This window comes from Neisseria sp. (assembly GCF_041804105.1).
Classification (GTDB): Bacteria; Pseudomonadota; Gammaproteobacteria; order Burkholderiales; family Neisseriaceae; genus Neisseria.
Genome location: NZ_JBHCJY010000027.1, coordinates 1 through 18,004, shown reverse-complemented (window position 1 = coordinate 18,004; position 18,004 = coordinate 1). Strand labels below are relative to the sequence as shown.

The window sequence follows — 18,004 nt, the reverse complement described above, 5'->3', positions numbered from 1 at the left end:
GTGGAGATGGCGATGCCGAATTCTTTTGCGGCTCTACGAATCGTCCATCCTTGACGGAGTTTTTTGAGCACGAGTTGTTTGAAGTCTTGTGAATAGGCCATGGTGGAATTGTATCGAATAATATGTTTATTTGCTATAAAAAATTGATAAAAGTCACACAGATGGATCAATCCACCCACCAGTTTCATCCAAAACCTCATCACATTTACAATTTAAATTCCCACTTCCTGTAAAAGTTACATTTACAAAACAAGTTTTATTACTTACATCAAGAACACATTGTGCATGAACAGTTTTTTGAGAAACAAAAAACTCTGCCTTTATATTAATATTTTTTCCTTGAGAAAATTTCACATAGTCTTTATCGGGATTATATTTTTCTGGTTGCACAACCAATTCATGACCTTTAATAGCATTAATCTCTTTCCCATTAATAAAAAAGTTTTTTATCAAAACTTTCTCTGTATCATTTTTTTTCCAAATCCACACTCGATGTTTTATATTATCACTACAACTAACCAATATACCCATAGTAAAAATTACACTTAGAAAAGCAGCTACTTTCCTAATTACTTGCCTCATTTTAAAATTCCATTCTGATTTAACTTAAACTAAGACAAAAGGCCATCTGAAAAGTTCTCTAAACACTCCTTTCAAACAGCCTCATATCAATTATAACAAAGCCGCTTTCACTGCCTTATTCACTTCGCCCATATCCGCCTTGCCCGCCAGTTTGGTTTTCAACACACCCATCACCTTGCCCATATCGGCCATGCCTGCTGCGCCGGTTTCGGCAACGGCGGCTTGAACGGCGGCGGAGATTTCTTCGGCGGACATCATTTCGGGCAGGTAGCGGTTCAGCACTTCGATTTCGGCATTTTCCTTGTCGGCCAAATCTTGACGGCCTGCATCGGTGTAGATTTTGGCGGAATCTTTGCGCTGCTTAATCATTTTGCCGAGTATGGCGGTGATTTTGGCATCGTCGGCTTCGGTGCGCTCGTCCACTTCGAACTGTTTAATTGCGGCGTTAATCAGGCGGATGGTGCTCAAGGCAAGGCTGTCTTTGGCTTTCATCGCGGTTTTCATGTCTTCGGTGAGTTGCTGTTTCAGGGTCATGGGATTTCCTTTCAGGTAGGTAAACGCCGTCTGAAAACGGGTCGGCAATTTTCAGACGGCCTGTTATGCGGTGGTCGATTATAGCGTGAATGCAAAAACACCGCAGCGGACGGCTGGCGGTGTTTTGGGCGAACCTTGAAAACGGTTTAGTACATTTTCGGTGGCAGTTGCTGGCTGCGCAGGCGTTTTTGCAGGCGTTTGGCCGCTGCGGCTTTTTTGCGTTTGCGCTCGGTGGTCGGTTTTTCGTAGGCTTCGCGGGCGCGCAGCTCGGTCAGCAGGCCGGTTTTTTCTACGGCGCGTTTGAAACGGCGCATGGCAACTTCGAAGGGTTCGTTTTCTTTTACTTTGATTGCGGGCATTTTCAGTCCTAAATAATTGGATTCAAATTTATTGGCAATGCCGTCTGAAACCGGATTCTCCCGTTTCAGACGGCCTGAATTGGATGTATCGCTGGTTTGTTTCGGAAAACAGGGCGGGATACGCGCCGTGATGTGAACATCACCTCCTAACGGACGGCATCGGCGGGATGCCGTAAAAATCTGATGCGGCTTGATACAGCCGCAAAAATAATCGCGTGATTATCGGGGTTTGCGACGCCGCTGTCAAGGCCGCCCGAACGGCTGCGGCGGCTGTGTTATAATTCCCGCCTGAGTTCCGACCGGATTTTCTTCATCATGCAGACTTTGAAAAAAGGCAATATTTTTATTGTATCCGCCGCATCGGGCACGGGCAAAACCACGCTGGTTTCGCGCCTGTTGGCCAAGCATCCCGACATCCGTGTTTCGGTGTCGCACACCACACGCGCGCCGCGCGAGGGCGAAACGGACGGCATCCACTATCATTTTGTCGACCGGGAATCTTTCGAGCAATTGATACGCGACGATGCCTTTTTGGAACACGCCGACGTGTTCGGCAATTATTACGGTACGAGTTTTGCGGGCATCGAATCCCTGCGAGCTCAGGGATTCGATGTGATTCTGGAAATCGACGTACAAGGGGCGGAACAGGTGCGCCGTGCGCTGCCCGAAGCGTGCAGCATCTTTATCCTGCCGCCGTCGTTCGAAATTCTGGCAGGCCGTCTGAAAGGACGCGGGACGGACAGCGCGGACGTTATCCAACGCCGCCTCAATGAAGCGGCGAAAGAAATCGCTCAGGCCGCACATTTCGATTATGTGGTGGTAAACGAAGATTTGGACACGGCGGAAGCGGATTTGTCCGCCATTGTCCGCGCAGGCCGTCTGAAACAGGCGGCACAGCGGCAATTTGTTGAAAAACTGTTGGAAAATTCTTAAAATACCTTATTTTTATCACAGAGAAAGTTATCCCGAAAATGGCACGAATCACCGTTGAAGACTGCATCGGCAAAATCCCCAACCACTTCGACCTGACGCTGGTCGCCGCCCGCCGTGCGCGCCAGCTTGAAAACGGCAATTCGCCGCTGGTGGAAGACATCCGCAACAACAAACCCACCGTTACCGCCTTGCGCGAAGTGGCTGCGGGCGAAATCGGCATCGACATCCTCAAGCGCGCGAAGTAACGCAGCGTTTGCGTTTTCAGACGGCATCTATGGCTCCGATTGGCACAAGGCCGTCTGAAAACGGTTAGAATGCCTGTAAAGTTTGCAAGGGCGGGTTTTATACCCGCCCGAAATGTATGGTGAATGAAGATAAGAAAGATACGAAACGGTAAGGCGAAGACGGTACACATGGTACGCAAGCCGCAGCCGGCAAAGTAGATTTCTTATACGGTTCACTCTATCGTTCAGACGGCCCGCCCATCCCGACAACCCACGGAAAGCCCGCCCATGCCCGTACCTTGCCCCACCGCCCCTTACGACCCGCTGACCGCCCAAGCGCGCGATTTGCTTTTTCAGACGGCCTCTTACCTGAAAGCCGACGAAATGCAGCTGCTCGAAAAAGCCTGCGCCTACGCATTTCACGCCCATGACGGCCAAACGCGCAAAAGCGGCGAACCGTATATCACGCACCCGCTGGCCGTTGCCACCGAACTGGCCATTTGGCACATGGACATTCAGGGCTTGTGCGCAGGCGTGATGCACGACGTGCTCGAAGACACCGGCGTATCGAAAATCGAGATGGCGGCGGAATTCGGCGACACCATAGCGGAAATGGTGGACGGCCTTTCCAAACTGGAAAAACTGCAATACGACAATCAGGCCGAGCATCAGGCTGAAAGCTTCCGCAAACTGATTCTGGCCATGACCAAGGACGTGCGCGTGATTGTGGTAAAACTGGCCGACCGTCTGCACAACATGCGCACGCTCGGTTCGATGCGTCCCGAGAAACGCCGCCGCATCGCTCAGGAAACCCTCGAAACCTACGCACAAATCGCCAACCGCATCGGCCTGAACCACGCCTACCGCGAATTGCAGGATTTGTCGTTCCAAAACATCCATCCCCGCCGCTACGAAACGCTGCAAAAAGCCATGAAGGCCAGCCGCCGCAACCGCCGCGACGTGGTCGGCAAAGTTTTGCGTGCGTTCGGCCAGCGGCTGGTGGAAGCCAACATCGAAGCCAAAATCAAAGGCCGCGAAAAAAACCTCTACAGCATCCATCAGAAAATGCACGCCAAAAACCTGCGGTTTGCCGATGTGATGGACATCTACGGCTTCCGCGTCATCGTCAACAGCATTCCCGCCTGCTATGCCGCGCTCGGTGCACTGCACAGCCTCTACCAGCCCAAACCCGGCCGCTTCAAAGACTACATCGCCATCCCCAAAAGCAACGGCTACCAAAGCCTGCACACCACGCTCGTCGGCCCTTACGGCCTGCCCATCGAAGTGCAGATACGCACGCACGAAATGGATGCCGTTGCCGAAGGCGGCGTGGCCGGACACTGGATTTACAAATCCGGCCAAAGCAGCGTCGACCAAGCCACGCTGCACACCAACCAATGGCTCAAAAGCATTCTCGATTTGCAGGCCCGCAGCGCCGATGCCGTCGAATTCCTCGAACTCGTCAAAGTCGACCTGTTCCCCAACGAAGTCTACATCCTGACCCCAAAAGGCAAAATCCTGACCCTGCCCAAAGGCGCCACCCCTGTCGATTTCGCCTATGCCGTCCACACCGACATCGGCCACAAAACCGTTGCCGCGCGCATCAACAACACCATCATGCCGCTGCGCACCAAACTCAAAACCGGCGACACCGTCGAAGTCATCACATCCGAACAGGCCAAGCCCAACCCCGCATGGCTCAACTTCGCCATATCCGGCCGCGCCCGCAGCGCCATCCGCCAATACATCAAAAACCTCAACCGCCAAGATGCCGTGCGTCTCGGCGAAAACCTGCTCCAACAGGCACTCTCCAGCCTGCTGCCGCAAAACGTGCTGCTTTCAGACGGCCTCAAAGAAAAATACCTTGCCGACCTCGACCAGAAACAGCTTACCTTCGAAGACGTACTCTACAACGTCGGCATGGGGCACACCCTGCCCGTTTCCGTCGCCATCCACATCGCCGAACTCGCAGGCGAACATTTCGGCGGCGAAGTCAAACTCGAACAAATCAAAATCGGCGGACAGGAAGCCGGCAACATCCAACTGGCCGCCTGCTGCCACCCCGTTCCCGGCGACAGCATCCGCGCCGTATTGCTGAAAGACAAAGGCATGGTCGTCCACCGCGACGCCTGCCCCACCCTGCTGAAAACCGACCCCGAACACCAGCTCGACGCGGGATGGGACATCATCCGCAACCAAGACTACCGCGTCGGCCTGACCATCCGCTCGCAAGACACCCACGGCCTGTTTGCCATGATTGCGCAAGCCATCTCCAACGGCGGCGCCGACATCGAATCCGTCGACACCCCCCGCAAACCCGACGGTTCCGAAGGTTTCATCGAAGTCCGCTTCCTGATTAAAACCGCCGGCACCGAACAGCTCGGCGACATCATCCGCAACATCCGCGCGATACCGCAGGTCAGGGACGTGATACGCAGTTAAACCGTCCGGTTCCCATCACCGCAAAGGCCGTCTGAAAAACTTTCAGACGGCCTTCGTTCTATTTTAAAAGACTGCGTTCGGACATTGCGTTGCCAACATACCGGCAAGGCAGATTTCTCCGGCTTCCGTCATTCCCTTGAACACGGGAATCCAGGTTTGAAATCCGTTATCCCGATGGGTAAGCAAGAACCTAAAAATCACAGGCAGATTCCAACCCGCCCGAAAATAACGGCAACAGCGGCTTTGTTCCTCATTTGTCAACACAACATCAAAACCCGTCTTGCAATAAAAAACCAGGCCGTCTGAAAACCTTTTTTTCAGACGGCCTTTACTGCCGCACAGGGCGCATCATGCGGCAATGTTTCTCACGTTCACAAATAAACGATTTCCCCCGTGCGCCCTTTGCTTTCTTCGCTGGACCACCACACAAACTGCGGCAGAATGTCGGTGTATTCCTTGCGTTCGCTTTTCGCTTCGCCCGGATGCGATTTAATGCGCTGCGGCGAATTGACGGGGCCGGGAACGAGTACGTTGGCACGCAGGTTGGGGAAACGTTCCCATTCGTCGGCGGCAACTTTGCACAGGTAGTTCAAGGCCGCTTTCGATGCACCGAAGCCGCCCCAGTAGGCTTTCGGGGTTTCGCCGTGGCTTTCGCCGACGAAAATCACCGATGCGTCGGCCGACTCTTTCAGCAGCGGGAAAAACGCGCGGGTTAAAGCCATCGGCGCAACGGTGTTGATGCGGTATTGGTTGACCCATTCGGCTACGGTTTGGAAATCGAGCGGCGAGAGTGCGTAGAAATAGCTGGCGCAGTGGACGATACCGTCGAGTTTGCCGCCCGTGGCTTCGGCGATGGTGGCGGCCAAACGGTCGAACTCGGCTTCTTCGGCGGGCAGCAGGTCGAAGCAGATGGCAAACGGTTCGGGATGGCCTGCGGCGGTGATGTCGTCGTAAACCTTTTCGAGCTTTTTCTGGTGGCGGGCAACCAGAATCACGGTTGCGCCCGCTGCGGCATAGGCTTTGGCAACCTGTTCGCCGATGCCTTGCGATGCGCCGGTAATCAGGATGGTTTTGTTGTTGAGCAATGCGGCGGTCATGTCGGTTCCTTTCGGGATTTTTTGCGTATGGTAACAGCAGGCTGTCTGAAAAAACAGGTTGCTTCGGGGGAAAACGGGGGATACCGCAGCCGCTTACCGAACCGTTTTGTTGCAGAGCATGCCGGAAAATAATGGGCGGGAATCAGGTTACCGGCTGTGTGCGGGGGCGGATAAGGCCGTCTGAAAACGGTACAGCAGATGCCGCCCGACAACCGCCGCCGTCTTTTTCAGACGGCCTTAACTGTAGAAATCAACCGCCCAAATCCGCCATGCACACGTCCGCCGCCGCCAATCCGCTCTGCACCGCCGCTTCGAGCGTGGCAGGGTAACGCGGATGCAGGTAATCGCCTGCGGGGTAGATGCGGCGGTGGTGCAGCCATGCGGTATCGGGCAGCACCCTGTCGACGACGGATGCGGCGGTGGCGCGTTTTTCGGTAATCACGCGTGCGGACAGCGGTTCGCCCAAATACGGACAAAGCCGCTTCACATCGGCGTGTACGCGCTGCGCCCATTCCTGAGCGGGATACGCGCCGTTGCGGTCGGACAGGCTCACCACCGCCGCGATTTCATGCGCCGAACCGCCGAGCGCGGCGCGGTGGACGAGCCATTGCGCGCAACCTGCGGCCAAGCCCGTCAGCGGCGCGGGCAGATGCACGGTTTCGGCGTAACGCAGATACACGGTGGTAATCGCGTGGTAACGGATGTTCCGATAGGCCGTCTGAATGAATTCGGGCGTTTCAGACGGCATCAGCGCGGCGGCATGATACGGCGCAACGGCCAGAACCACGGCATCGAAAGTTTCCCCGCCCACCGACACTTTCCCGTCGGGCAGCGTGTTCAGACGGCCTGCGCGGGTTTCCAGCCGCACCGACGCGCCGTGCCGCCGCAGGAAATCGAGTGCCGGTTCGGGCAGGATTGCGCCCAAATCGCGGCGCGGCAGCAGATAGTCGCTGCCCGCCTTGTCCGCCCACACGCCGTCTGAAAGCACGTTGCACAAAATTTCCACACTCGCGGTTTCCAGCGGCGTGTTCAGCGCGCCCCACACCAGCGGCTGCCAAAACTGCATCACCAGCTTGCGCGGCACATTGCGCCGTGCCAGCCATTCGCCGACGGCCATATCGGGCAGCGGCGAAGCGTGATACTGCCTGAGCGCGTGCATATCGTTGACGAGTTTGAGTTTTTCCGAAAAACGCAGGTTCTGCGCCTTGAAAATACCCGCCGCGATGTGCAGCGGCGCAGGCAGGGATGCCGTCTGAAAACGCAGCCCGTCGGCCATATGCCATTGCAGCGGCAGCCGTAGGAAGGCATCCTCCTCCCGCACGCCGAGCTGCCGCAGCAGCCCGAGCACGCCGCGGTATGCGCCGATTAAAATATGCTGGCCGTTGTCGAGAAACTCAAACCCCGCCGCATCACCGCCCAGCGCACGCGCCCGCCCGCCCGCCAGTTTGCCCGCTTCAAACAGCGTAACGTCCGCCCTGCCCGCCAGCCGCACGGCGGCAGACAAGCCCGCCCAACCGGCACCGATAACGGCGGTTTTTTTACGGGAAGCAGACGGTTTCATGGCGGTTTCTCCTGCGGGCGGTTCGGGGGTTGGGGGTTACAGTTTGGGTTACGGTTTGGATTACGAAGGTCTGATTCGGACGTATCCGCACCGGATTTTCAGACGGCATACCGCAGCAGACACCCGCCGTCTGAAAACCGTGCAAACGCAGGGGCAACGCCCTGCCGTCCGCCAATTATAACCGATTCGCCTCCGCCATCCCCGCCCCATTCCGTCGGCAGGCCTGCGAAGCGCGGCACAGCGTAGGCGTTGCGGCCGTCAGGCCGTCTGAAAACCTTAACCGCCCGACACCGCTGCTGCCGAAATGAAAAGCCGTTTCCAAACCGCCATCGCGGTTATTCCGTTCATTCCACCGGCTACAAACATCCCTTTCCCCAAGCCGCCCGCACAGCAAAGGCCGTCTGAAAACACCCGATGTCCGGTTTCATCCCGGGACACCGTTCCCAAGCGGTAGGCTTCGTCAGCGGCGCGGACAGGTACACGGTTTCGGCATCACGCAGATACACGCCGGTAACGGCATGGTAACGGATATTCCGACAGGCCGTCTGAATGCATCCGGATGTTTCAGACGGCATCCGCACAACAACGTGATGCGGCATAGCGGCCGAAACCGCGGCACCGGAAAGTTCCCCACCAACCGCACCCGACGGCACGCTGCCCCAAACCGCACCCTAAACAAAGACCGTCTGAAAAAATTTTCAGACGGCCTGTTTACCGTTTTACCGGAAAATCAACGCGATTCGCGGCAGGTTGTTTCCGTAACGTTGCCGTAGCGGTCGGAGAACGTTAACACACCTTCGCGGCCTTTCTCATGCCATTCGACCTTGCGGTCGCCCGACACATAAAGTTCGCCCGAACCGGAGCGCGCGCGGGTCAGCACGGCGCGGCCCATGCTGTCGCTCAAACCGTATTCGGCGGTTACGCTGTCCAAACCGTGGCGTTCCAAACGCACGTCAAAAGCATTGCGGCAGCGGAACACGCTGACGTGCCGGCGCGAATCGTCGCGGCCGAAATCGTGGGAATGGCGGCGGTCGCGGTCTCGGAAATCACGATCGCGAAAATCACGGTCGCGGTCGATATTGCGCGTATCGCGGATGGGTTCGTCGTAATAGGGATCGTAGTTGTCGGAATAACCGTCCGCAGCACAGGCCGAGAGCATCGCGGCCAAACAGGCGGGCAGAATCAGTTTCGTCAGTTTCATGACAGCTCCTTTTTGGAAACATTTGGAAGTTATACCGTAACACGGCACACAATCATGCTAACCGCCCCACCCGCCTCGCAGCAAGCACGCTTAACCTGCATTTACCGCCCTGTGTATCAGGTTTACCGAATGTGTGGCGGCAGATGCAACAGGCAAAACAGGCACTTTGCGGAATTTGTCCGAAAGCGGTTGTTTGTGAGGAAGATAAGGCCGTCTGAAAGGGTTTCAGACGGCCTTTCCGCACATCGTAATACGTTGCGTCAAATTCAAATATAGTGGAATGCAAACTGCTGAACCAAATCCGCACTCAAACTTTTCGCCACGGGACAAGTATGCGCCGCCGCTTCCAAGACCGCGCGGCTGCGTTCGTCCAAATTGGCACTCAAATAAAAATCCACCGTGATTTTGGCCACACGGCGCGGATTGGCCGCCATTTCCTTGCCCACTTCCGCCCGCGCACCGGCCAAGTCCACGCCCAAATCATCGGCTTTCATGCCCATAATCGTCAGCGCACAGGCCGCGAGCGAAGTCGCCAGCAAATCCGTCGGCGAAAACGCCTCGCCCTTGCCGTTGTTGTCCGTCGGCGCGTCGGTGGAAATCGTGTCGCCGCTTTGCAGGTGGGTTAAATCGTTGTGCAGGTTGCCGGTGTAGCGGACGGTGGAGATGTGGGACATGGTGTTTCCTTTGGGTTTGTTGCATTAGAAAAGGTTATCTGAAAAAGCTGAGATGGCTGTGGAGCATTATGATAGTGCAAAAGTTATTCAACATCATGATTATAACGCCAACCATTTCTATATTTCACAGCTAGAGAAATAATTTCATCGTCTCTGAATCTATCATCTCTTGATAAATTATCTATCATATTCTCAAATGTCTCTTTAGAATCATATAAACTTTCTAAGGAATCCCAGAATAAAGTATCTATAGTTTGAGTATAATAACTTCCAACAGATTGTCTATAAACAGTAGATTTTGAATTTCTTAATAGGCTTAATAAAATCTCTGTAGATTTTAAGGGTAGCTGAATATTTGGAGAAATTTCTTTCATTTTTACAAACAGCCAAAGTAGATTCCATTCATCAGCTAAATCTACTTCATCAGTATTTTTAAAATTATCTATGAGTTTATTTTCAAGATTTTTCACATCAGAAAGTGGTAGAAGCTTGTGTCCACGCCCTTCTCGATAGCCTATAATCTCCAATATTTCATGTAAAGAAGATAAGTTTATGTCAGGAATAATTTTTTCAATTAAATTAAAACGCCTATCTTCTGGTGTCTTTCTGATCAATCTATATATTAAAGTAGTAGCCTTGAATTTATCTCCTAAGTCATAAATGCTTTTTTTATCATCTGACAATAAAGGAATTAATTTAAATAATACGGGTATACTCGCAATTGCATGCTCTACTGTAAATTCATCTTCAAAATTAAAGAGATTATTAATGATACCAGACCATTGAGGTAAGTGTATTTCTTTAAATAATAGTTGCAATTCCTCCCTATTTTTCATGGATAAGAATATTTTATTAGCTTCTAAATATTCTAAGAATTCAGAATTTTGAAATTTCTCAAAATAGAAATTGAAAAAAATAGGACTTGCAATTTGTTTGTTTTTTAAAAATATTCCTTTGTATGATGAGTCATAATAAACAGGAGAATTCATATATTTTCTAGACATTGGAAAAATATTTTCTATTAGACTTTCATATATGGAATTATTTTTGATAAATTCTGATATTCTTTGAATCTTACTATCATCGCTCTCATAGCTCAAAGAGTCATCTAACAATAGACTTTTAATTTCATAAATTTCATGGAACTTATCTGGATTAAATATTCTAATGGCCTCTAATGCCAAAATATCCACAGATTCAATTTTATTTTCAATTTCCTTTAATGTTTGTGATACCGCCATGATGTAACGCTTAACATCTCTAATATTTTTTAGAAATGGCTTGATAATTTCATAAAAAATATTTCCCCAGCGAGTTTCATCAAATTGGTGAGGTATGGATTTTAAAACTAAATCTAATTGTGAAAACAAATATTGCTGTAATAGATTTTCTGAAATCTTAGGTATATCGAAGCTTAATTGCAGAATTTTTTCTAGGTAAGCCATACCATCAATTTGGTTTTGTTCTGACAAGGCGTGAGCTACCCGTAATCTATCAAAAGCTAACAAGTATATGATATTAGGAAAATTAGCTGTTAATCTAACTAGCTTAAATATTTCTTGTATTTCACTAGAAGTTAATCTATCAACATCATCAATAATAACAACAATAGGTTCAGAAAGTTGGCTAAGTTGATTAAAAATTTCATTTCTTAACCCCAATAATCCTCCTTCTTTTTTATTAAGATATCCTGAAGTAAATTTCAGTATTGAACCAGCCGCTCCTATAAAAGAACCAGCCATTGGAATATCTTTAAATTCTGAAAAAAATTCGCCAAATCTATTAAGGTTATCTGCGATATCTTTTTTATCAATAAGTCTTAATTGGCTGGCTAATTCACTAAAAAATATAGAAATTAAATTATCAATCCCTGTAAACATCCATGGGTTAAATTCAATAATATCTGCTTTATCAGTCAACTCTTCTTTCATAAGATTTAAATAGGAAGTTTTACCAATGCCCCACTCTCCCTGCACTCCTATCACAAGGCCATTTTTATAATCAATTGATAAAATATTTTTTGCTAAATTTATAGCACTATTGGTTCTATTCAAAATATCTTCAGATTTTGTTTGAATGGGATTGTCATTTTTGATATTCATCATGTATATCCTAAATAAAAAGGCCATCTGAAAATTATTTCAGACGGCCTTTCCTATGTCAATTCAATCCATTAAATACTAAAAGTTACACTATTTCCAACTTCGCAAACTTAGTATCCAACTCTTTTACCCCCTCTTTCCCGAAATTAATCGTCAACCTAGCCGACTCGCCTTTGTCCACCGCGTCGATGATCACGCCGGTGCCGAATTTGGCGTGGCGGACGTTTTGACCGATTTTGAAACCGCCGTAGTCTTGTGTTTTTTTGTAGTTTTCCACGACGGGTTCTTTGGTTTTCGGGCGCGGTTCGGCGGCGAAGGTGTGGAAGCGTTGCTGCTGCGCCGACAGTACATGGACGATTTCGGCGGGGATTTCTTCGACGAAGCGGGAGACGATGCCGAACTGGGTTTGGCCGTGCAGCATGCGCTGTTGCGCCATGGAGATGTAGAGCCGTTTGCGGGCGCGGGTGATGGCGACGTACATCAGGCGGCGTTCTTCTTCGAGGCCGCCGCGTTCGGCGAGGCTCATTTCGCTGGGGAAGCGGCCTTCTTCCATGCCGGTGAGGAACACGGCGTTGAATTCGAGGCCTTTGGCGGCGTGCACGGTCATGAGCTGCACCGCGTCTTCGCCTGCGCCTGCCTGATTTTCGCCGGACTCGAGCGCGGCGTTGCTTAAAAAGGCGAGCACGGGAAAGGCGGGGGAGGCCTGCAAATCTTCGGGAATGGTTTCGAACGTGGTGTCTTCGGGGCGGAATTCGACGGCGGCGTTAATCAGCTCTTGCAGGTTGTCGATACGGTCTTGGTGTTCGCCTTTTTGGGTTTTGTAGAATTCCATCAGGCCACTGTCGTGCACCGCGCCGACGGTGAGTTCGGCAAGGGAAAGCTGGCCGACCTGCTGCCGGAGGTTTTCGATGATGCGCACGAAGGCGGCGATTTTGGCGTTTTTCACGGCGGCGGCGCAGGCGGCCTGCCACAGGGAAACACCCTGTTCCTGCGAGGCCGTCTGAATGTTTTCCACCGTGCGCGTGCCGATGCCGCGTGCGGGCACGTTAATCACGCGCAAGAGCGCGTTGTCGTCGTCGGGATTGACGGCGAGCCGCAGGTAGGCCAGCGCGTGTTTGATTTCCTGCCGTTCGTAAAAGCGCAGGCCGCCGTAGATTTTGTAGGACACGCCGCTGCGGAACAGGGTTTGCTCGATCACGCGCGATTGGGCGTTGCTGCGGTAGAGCACGGCGATGTCGCTCAAATTCCAGCCCTCGCGGTGCAGCGATTTGGCTTCGTCCACCACAAACTGCGCTTCGTCCAAATCGGTAAACGCGGAGAAATAGCGGATTTTGTCGCCTGCCGCCGCGTCGGTGCGCAGGTTTTTGCCCAAACGTTCGGCGTTGTTTTCAATCACGGCGTTGGCCGCGACAAGAATATGGCCGTCTGAACGGTAGTTCTGTTCCAACTTAATCGGCGCGTCGATGCCGAATTCGTTCATCAGCGCGGCCATATTGCCGACGTGCGCGCCGCGGAAACGGTAAATCGACTGGTCGTCGTCGCCCACCGCAAACACCGCCGCATTGCCGCCCGCCATCAATTTCAGCCACGCATATTGCAGCTTGTTGGTGTCTTGGAACTCGTCCACCAAAATATGGTTGAAGCGGTTTTGGTAATGGTTGCGCAGGATTTCGTTGGCTTGCAGCAGCTCGTAGCTGCGCAGCATCAGCTCGGCAAAATCCACCACGCCCTCGCGGTTGCACCATTTATCGTATTCGGCGTAACACTCAATCATGCGGCGCGTGTGCGGATCGGGCGCGTCGAGCTTGTCGGCCCGCAAACCCGCCTCCTTCTGCGCATTGATAAAACCCTGCAAACTGCGCGGCGCGATGATTTCCTCGGCGATATTCAACTGTTTCAACAGGCGTTTGATTAACGAAAGCTGGTCGCCGCTGTCGAGAATCTGAAACGCCGACGGCAGCCCCGCATCGCGGTGGTGCAGGCGCAGAAAACGGTGGCACAGGCCGTGAAACGTCCCCAGCCACATCGCGCGCACGTTCACCGGAAGCATCGCCCCCAGCCGCGTCTGCATCTCCTTCGCCGCCTTGTTGGTAAACGTTACCGCCATAATGCTGTGCACGCTCGCCTGACCGCTTTGCAAAAGCCACGCAATCCGCGTCGTCAGCACACGCGTCTTACCGCTGCCCGCCCCAGCCAGCACCAAAGCCGATTGCGGCGGCCAAGTTACCGCGGCGAGTTGTTCGGGGTTCAAGCCTTGCAGCAGGGAAGAGGATGGATTTTCGGGAAACATGGGGATAGGCCGTCTGAAAAATGATTATGGGCGGATTATAAAGGATAGGCCGTCTGAAAACATTTTCAGACGGCCCGGAATATTTCCGACGTTGCGTACGGTTACGCCGCTTGATGCGGCTAACCGTACCTACTTGGGAAACAGGCAAAGGCCGTCTGAAACGTTTTCAGACGGCCTTATCCGTAAATCCGTAATATTGCATATTAAGTACGGTAGCCGATTCTCAAATATCGCATGTACACACGGCAACCGATATTGCTCCGCCTGCCGTCATTTCCGCGCTGGCGTGAATCCATACTTGGTTTTCACAAACGCCTGAATAAAAAACGTTTCCTGATTTTGCTGTGGATTCCCGCCTGCGCGGGAATGACGGGTTGGGTGGGCATGGCAGCAGCAATGGTAATGAACAGACATCGGCTCGGTAGATATGATACGGTTAGATAAGGTAGGTACGGTTAGCCCGCCCCTGCGGGCGTAACCGTACGCAACGGTGGATAACACTCAAGGCCGTCTGAACAGCGGTTTCGTACGGTTACGCCCGCAGGGGCGGGCTAACCGTACCTACGTCCAACTACAAACAGAAGCCGTCTGAAAACGAAGGCCGTCTGAAAACTTTTTTCAGACGGCCTTCGTTCCGACCGCATCCGTCAAACTCCTGCCAAATCGGCCAGCCAGATTCTGCTGCGCAGTCCCCAATAGCTGCTGATGCCCGTGGTGTGGTGCACCATTTTTCCCTGTTTGACCAATATCACGGTCGGCGTAACGGCCACGTCCCACTGCCGTGCAATCTGTCCGTCGGCATCGTTGACGGCGGGGAAGCCCAAGCCGCGCTGCTTCATGTATCGGGCGATTTCCGCGTCGCTGCCCGACGACAGGGCGATGCTGGCCACGGGGATGCCGTCGCGCCGTAAGTCTTCGACGGCGGGAGACGTGTAGCGGCAGATGCCGCACCAGCTTCCCCAGAAATAGACGACGGCGGTACGCTCGCGGCTGATGTCCGCCAAAGTACGGCGGCTGCCGTCGAGCATGGTCAGGGGCTGCGAAGCGGCTTGGGCAGGCTCCGTCGGTTTGCGCCACCAGTCCATGATGAATGCGGCGACGGCAAACACCAGCAGGGCTTGGAAAACGGATTTGAGCGCGGATATGAATTTGTTTTTCATGGGATGTGTGGTCAGGCAAACTGTCGGCGATGATACGCCCTGCCCGTTCTCCGTACAAGACGGCGGCGGTGCGCTCCTTTTTTCAGACGGCCTTTGCCTAATCGGGTGCAAACTGTTAAACTGCAAACCCTATTTTTATTCAAAGGCATACCGGTTTACCATGAAAGACGCAGACGAGAGCAGCAGTTGTCCCGCTTTTTCCGCGCCGTATGCCCGATGTTCCGGCAGCTTGATTGCGAATCAGGCTGCCTTTTTGCATGGCTGCGAAACGGGCGGCAAACGGCGTGCCGTTTTCAGACGGCCTGCCTGAAAGGCATTCCTGTGGGGCTGCTGGACAAGATACGGAAGCATCAAAAAGCCGAACGCGAGCTGGAAGCGGCTGTATTGCGCGAACAGCTGACGCTGCCGTATATGTGGCTGGCCGGCATGCTGGTATCCGCCTGCGTATGTTTTACCGCATTCGGCGTGTGGGCGTGGCACCGCGATATTTATGCCGACCCGCAGGCTGCGCCGAAAGTGCTGCATTATCCGCAGGCGGTGTTGGCGCGTTGGCCGTCGAAATGGGAAGACGACAACGGTAATTATCATACGGAAATCACGCTGAACCTGCCGGCAAACGGCAAAAGCATCCGGCTCGACTGCGGCGGCGTGGAAGATACGTTGTGCCGCTTTGAGCCGCCGTTTGGAGAACAGGAGCGGCTGCCCGCCGAAAATGCCGTGTTGTGGCAAATTTCCAAACGCATTTATTTGGTTCAAAAAATCGGCTACACCCGCAACGGCCATACCGTATCTCTCGAAAACGAACAGATTCGGACGGTTTCAGACAGCCTGAAAGCCGACGCGGTGCGTACGGTAAACACTTGGTTCAAACGCGCGGCGGCTGCGGTGGTGTTGTGGCTGCTGATGACGGCGGCAATGTTTTTCTACCGCGGCTGACCGCCGTTTTTCAGACGGCCGTCTGAAAACGCAAAATATGCAACCCATTCAAACAAAACATTAAAAAGGATTCTGAACATTATGGATTTCAGTTGGTTGGCCGAACCGCAAACATGGATAGGCTTTGCAACTTTATTGATACTCGAAGTGGTGCTGGGCATCGACAACCTGGTCTTCGTGGCGATTCTGGCCAACAAGGTCAAGCCTTCGCTGCGCGACCGCGCGCGGCTCACGGGGCTGACGCTGGCGGTTTTGATACGCATCGTGATGCTCGGCTTCATGTCGTACATCATCACGCTGACCGCGCCGCTGTTTTCCGTCGGGGACATGGACGTGTCGGGCAAAGACCTGATTATGCTTTCAGGCGGCCTGTTCCTGCTCTACAAAGCCACGACCGAGCTGCACGAGCGGCTGGAAGGCCACAACCATTTCGCCGTGGCCGACACCCATAAAAAACACGCGCCGTTTTGGGGCGTGGTGGTGCAGATTCTGATATTGGACGCGGTGTTTTCCGTCGATTCCGTAATTACCGCCGTGGCGATGGTCGACCATATCGTCGTGGCGATGGCCGCCGTGGCCGTGGCGATGGCCACCATGATCTGGGCGAGCAAACCGCTCACCGAATTCGTTGACCGCCACCCCACCGTCGTCATGCTCTGCCTGGGTTTTCTGCTGCTCATCGGCTTCAGCCTGATTGCCGAAGCCTTCCACTTCCACATTCCCAAAGGCTATCTCTACGCCGCCATCGGCTTCTCGATTCTGATTGAAGCGTTCAACCAGATTTCGCAGAAAAACAGCCGCAAAAACGACTACATCAGCTCGTCGTGGCGCAAACGCACGGCGGAAAACGTGCTCGGCATGATGGGCATCCGCGAAAGCGTGCTGGCCAAAGCGGGCGGCGAAGCCGAAGACGACAGCCGTTTCGAAGAAAACGAAAAATCCATGATCCGCAGCGTACTCACGCTCGCGGAACGGCCGATTCCCGGCGTGATGGTGCCGCGCCGCGACATCGCCCGCCTCGACATTTCGCAAAGCCGCGAAGAACAGTACGCCCAACTGCAAAACACCCCTTACAGCCGCCTGCTGGTGGTCGGCAAAGCGGGCGTTGACGAACCCTTGGGCTACGTCAACAAAAAAGACCTGCTCACGCAGATGCTCGAAAACGGCGGGTTCAATATTCAGACGGCCTTGCGCGAACCGCTGGTACTGCCCGATTCCGCCACCGCGCTCAACGCCATCGAACTGTTCCGCAAAAACAGCGCCGATTACGCGCTGGTGGTCGACGAATTCGGCGCGGTACTCGGCATGCTCACCATGAAAGACCTGATGGAAGCCATCGCAGGCGAGTTCCCCGAAGCATTCGAACGCGAAGAAGAACCGAGCGTGCAGGAAAACGCCGACGAAAGCCTGACCGTTGACGGCGCACTCGAATACGTCGAACTCGCCCCGCAGCTCAACCTGCCGCCGCAAAACGAAGACGCCGACTTCCACACCGTCGCCGGCCTGATTATGGAAGAGCTGCAAAGCATCCCCGACGTGGGCGACCATGCCGACTACTGCGGCTGGCGTTTCGAAGTGGCCGAAAAAGAAGGCCAGCGGATCGAACGGGTAAAAATCACCAAACTGCCCGAAGAATAGCCCCGCCGTCCCGTCGTCGGATGATTGATGCAGGATATGATTTGCAGGATAACGCAGGTACGGTTAGATAACGTAGGTACGGTTAGCCCGCCAAAGCGGGCGTAACCGTACACAACGCCGGATAACATGCAAGGCCGTCTGAAAATTTTCAGACGGCCTGTTTTGAATAGAATCTGTAAATCTTTTCCCAATTAACCGAAAGAACGTCCGCCGAACTGTCTTTCCGAAGCAGTTCTTTCTATTAAGGTTTTTTCCGCCTCAGCAGCAAGCT

17 protein-coding genes are annotated in these 18,004 nt (G+C 53.1%); 6 read left to right on the top strand and 11 right to left on the bottom strand.

From position 1 onward, the window contains the following. Positions 1-153: 153 nt before the first annotated feature. From ACEYDX_RS03005 to rpsU, 3 genes are all read right to left on the bottom strand, one after another. Positions 154-582, bottom strand: coding sequence for a hypothetical protein (locus ACEYDX_RS03005; RefSeq protein ID WP_373740558.1), 429 nt, complete (start codon positions 580-582; stop codon positions 154-156). 90 nt (positions 583-672) lie between these two features. Next, complete coding sequence (locus tag ACEYDX_RS03000; RefSeq protein WP_373740557.1) at positions 673-1,116, bottom strand: GatB/YqeY domain-containing protein; 444 nt, start codon at positions 1,114-1,116, stop codon at positions 673-675. A 146-nt stretch (positions 1,117-1,262) separates the two neighbouring features. Then, positions 1,263-1,475 (bottom strand): 30S ribosomal protein S21, encoded by a 213-nt coding sequence (gene rpsU, locus ACEYDX_RS02995; protein WP_373740556.1) that lies wholly within the window; start codon positions 1,473-1,475, stop codon positions 1,263-1,265. Positions 1,476-1,790: 315 nt separating this feature from the next. On the opposite strand from rpsU, the gene gmk reads away from it, so the two are divergent. The 3 genes from gmk (at position 1,791) to ACEYDX_RS02980 (ending at position 5,074) form a co-directional block, all read left to right on the top strand. Further along, positions 1,791-2,408, top strand: coding sequence for a guanylate kinase (gene gmk, locus ACEYDX_RS02990; RefSeq protein ID WP_373740555.1), 618 nt, complete (start codon positions 1,791-1,793; stop codon positions 2,406-2,408). A gap of 38 nt (positions 2,409-2,446) precedes the next feature. Beyond that, on the top strand, positions 2,447-2,653 hold the full coding sequence (gene rpoZ, locus ACEYDX_RS02985; RefSeq protein ID WP_373740554.1) for a DNA-directed RNA polymerase subunit omega: 207 nt from the start codon (positions 2,447-2,449) through the stop codon (positions 2,651-2,653). Positions 2,654-2,920: 267 nt separating this feature from the next. Further along, positions 2,921-5,074 (top strand): bifunctional (p)ppGpp synthetase/guanosine-3',5'-bis(diphosphate) 3'-pyrophosphohydrolase, encoded by a 2,154-nt coding sequence (locus tag ACEYDX_RS02980; protein ID WP_373740553.1) that lies wholly within the window; start codon positions 2,921-2,923, stop codon positions 5,072-5,074. A 371-nt stretch (positions 5,075-5,445) separates the two neighbouring features. Here ACEYDX_RS02980 and ACEYDX_RS02975 read toward each other — a convergent pair whose 3' ends face one another. Continuing rightward, positions 5,446-6,171, bottom strand: coding sequence for an SDR family oxidoreductase (locus ACEYDX_RS02975; RefSeq protein WP_373740552.1), 726 nt, complete (start codon positions 6,169-6,171; stop codon positions 5,446-5,448). Positions 6,172-6,421: 250 nt separating this feature from the next. Then, entirely contained in the window at positions 6,422-7,732 is a 1,311-nt protein-coding gene (gene hpnE, locus ACEYDX_RS02970) for a hydroxysqualene dehydroxylase HpnE (RefSeq protein ID WP_373740551.1), read from the bottom strand. On the opposite strand from hpnE, the gene ACEYDX_RS02965 reads away from it, so the two are divergent. Next, positions 7,731-7,913 carry a hypothetical protein gene (locus tag ACEYDX_RS02965; protein WP_373740550.1) on the top strand — a complete coding sequence of 61 codons (183 nt, stop codon included), beginning with the start codon at positions 7,731-7,733 and terminating at the stop codon, positions 7,911-7,913. The two genes, hpnE and ACEYDX_RS02965, sit on opposite strands and share 2 nt — an antisense overlap. Positions 7,914-8,088: 175 nt before the next feature. Here ACEYDX_RS02965 and ACEYDX_RS02960 read toward each other — a convergent pair whose 3' ends face one another. The 6 genes from ACEYDX_RS02960 to ACEYDX_RS02935 all read right to left on the bottom strand — a co-directional run bounded on the left by ACEYDX_RS02960 (position 8,089) and on the right by ACEYDX_RS02935 (position 15,159). After that, positions 8,089-8,331, bottom strand: coding sequence for a hypothetical protein (locus tag ACEYDX_RS02960; protein WP_373740549.1), 243 nt, complete (start codon positions 8,329-8,331; stop codon positions 8,089-8,091). A gap of 131 nt (positions 8,332-8,462) precedes the next feature. Continuing rightward, positions 8,463-8,933 (bottom strand): MliC family protein, encoded by a 471-nt coding sequence (locus ACEYDX_RS02955; protein WP_373740548.1) that lies wholly within the window; start codon positions 8,931-8,933, stop codon positions 8,463-8,465. Between the two features lie 266 nt (positions 8,934-9,199). After that, the gene (locus ACEYDX_RS02950; protein ID WP_373740547.1) at positions 9,200-9,607 is read right to left on the bottom strand and encodes an OsmC family protein; all 408 of its coding nucleotides are present in this window, start codon (positions 9,605-9,607) and stop codon (positions 9,200-9,202) included. Positions 9,608-9,690: 83 nt separating this feature from the next. Then, positions 9,691-11,712: a P-loop NTPase fold protein gene (locus tag ACEYDX_RS02945; RefSeq protein WP_373740546.1), complete on the bottom strand. Its 2,022-nt coding sequence runs from the start codon at positions 11,710-11,712 to the stop codon at positions 9,691-9,693. 82 nt (positions 11,713-11,794) lie between these two features. Further along, positions 11,795-13,999 carry a UvrD-helicase domain-containing protein gene (locus tag ACEYDX_RS02940; protein ID WP_373740545.1) on the bottom strand — a complete coding sequence of 735 codons (2,205 nt, stop codon included), beginning with the start codon at positions 13,997-13,999 and terminating at the stop codon, positions 11,795-11,797. A gap of 647 nt (positions 14,000-14,646) precedes the next feature. Next, a complete protein-coding gene (locus tag ACEYDX_RS02935; RefSeq protein ID WP_373740544.1) occupies positions 14,647-15,159 on the bottom strand; it encodes a protein disulfide oxidoreductase in 513 nt (170 codons plus the stop codon). 186 nt (positions 15,160-15,345) lie between these two features. Here ACEYDX_RS02935 and ACEYDX_RS02930 point away from each other — a divergent pair, with 186 nt between their 5' ends. Both ACEYDX_RS02930 and ACEYDX_RS02925 read left to right on the top strand, forming a co-directional pair. Continuing rightward, a complete protein-coding gene (locus ACEYDX_RS02930; RefSeq protein WP_373740543.1) occupies positions 15,346-16,095 on the top strand; it encodes a hypothetical protein in 750 nt (249 codons plus the stop codon). Positions 16,096-16,176: 81 nt separating this feature from the next. Continuing rightward, positions 16,177-17,733, top strand: a complete 1,557-nt coding sequence (locus tag ACEYDX_RS02925) for a TerC family protein (RefSeq protein ID WP_373740542.1) — start codon at positions 16,177-16,179, stop codon at positions 17,731-17,733. The last annotated feature ends 271 nt before the right edge of the window (positions 17,734-18,004 follow it).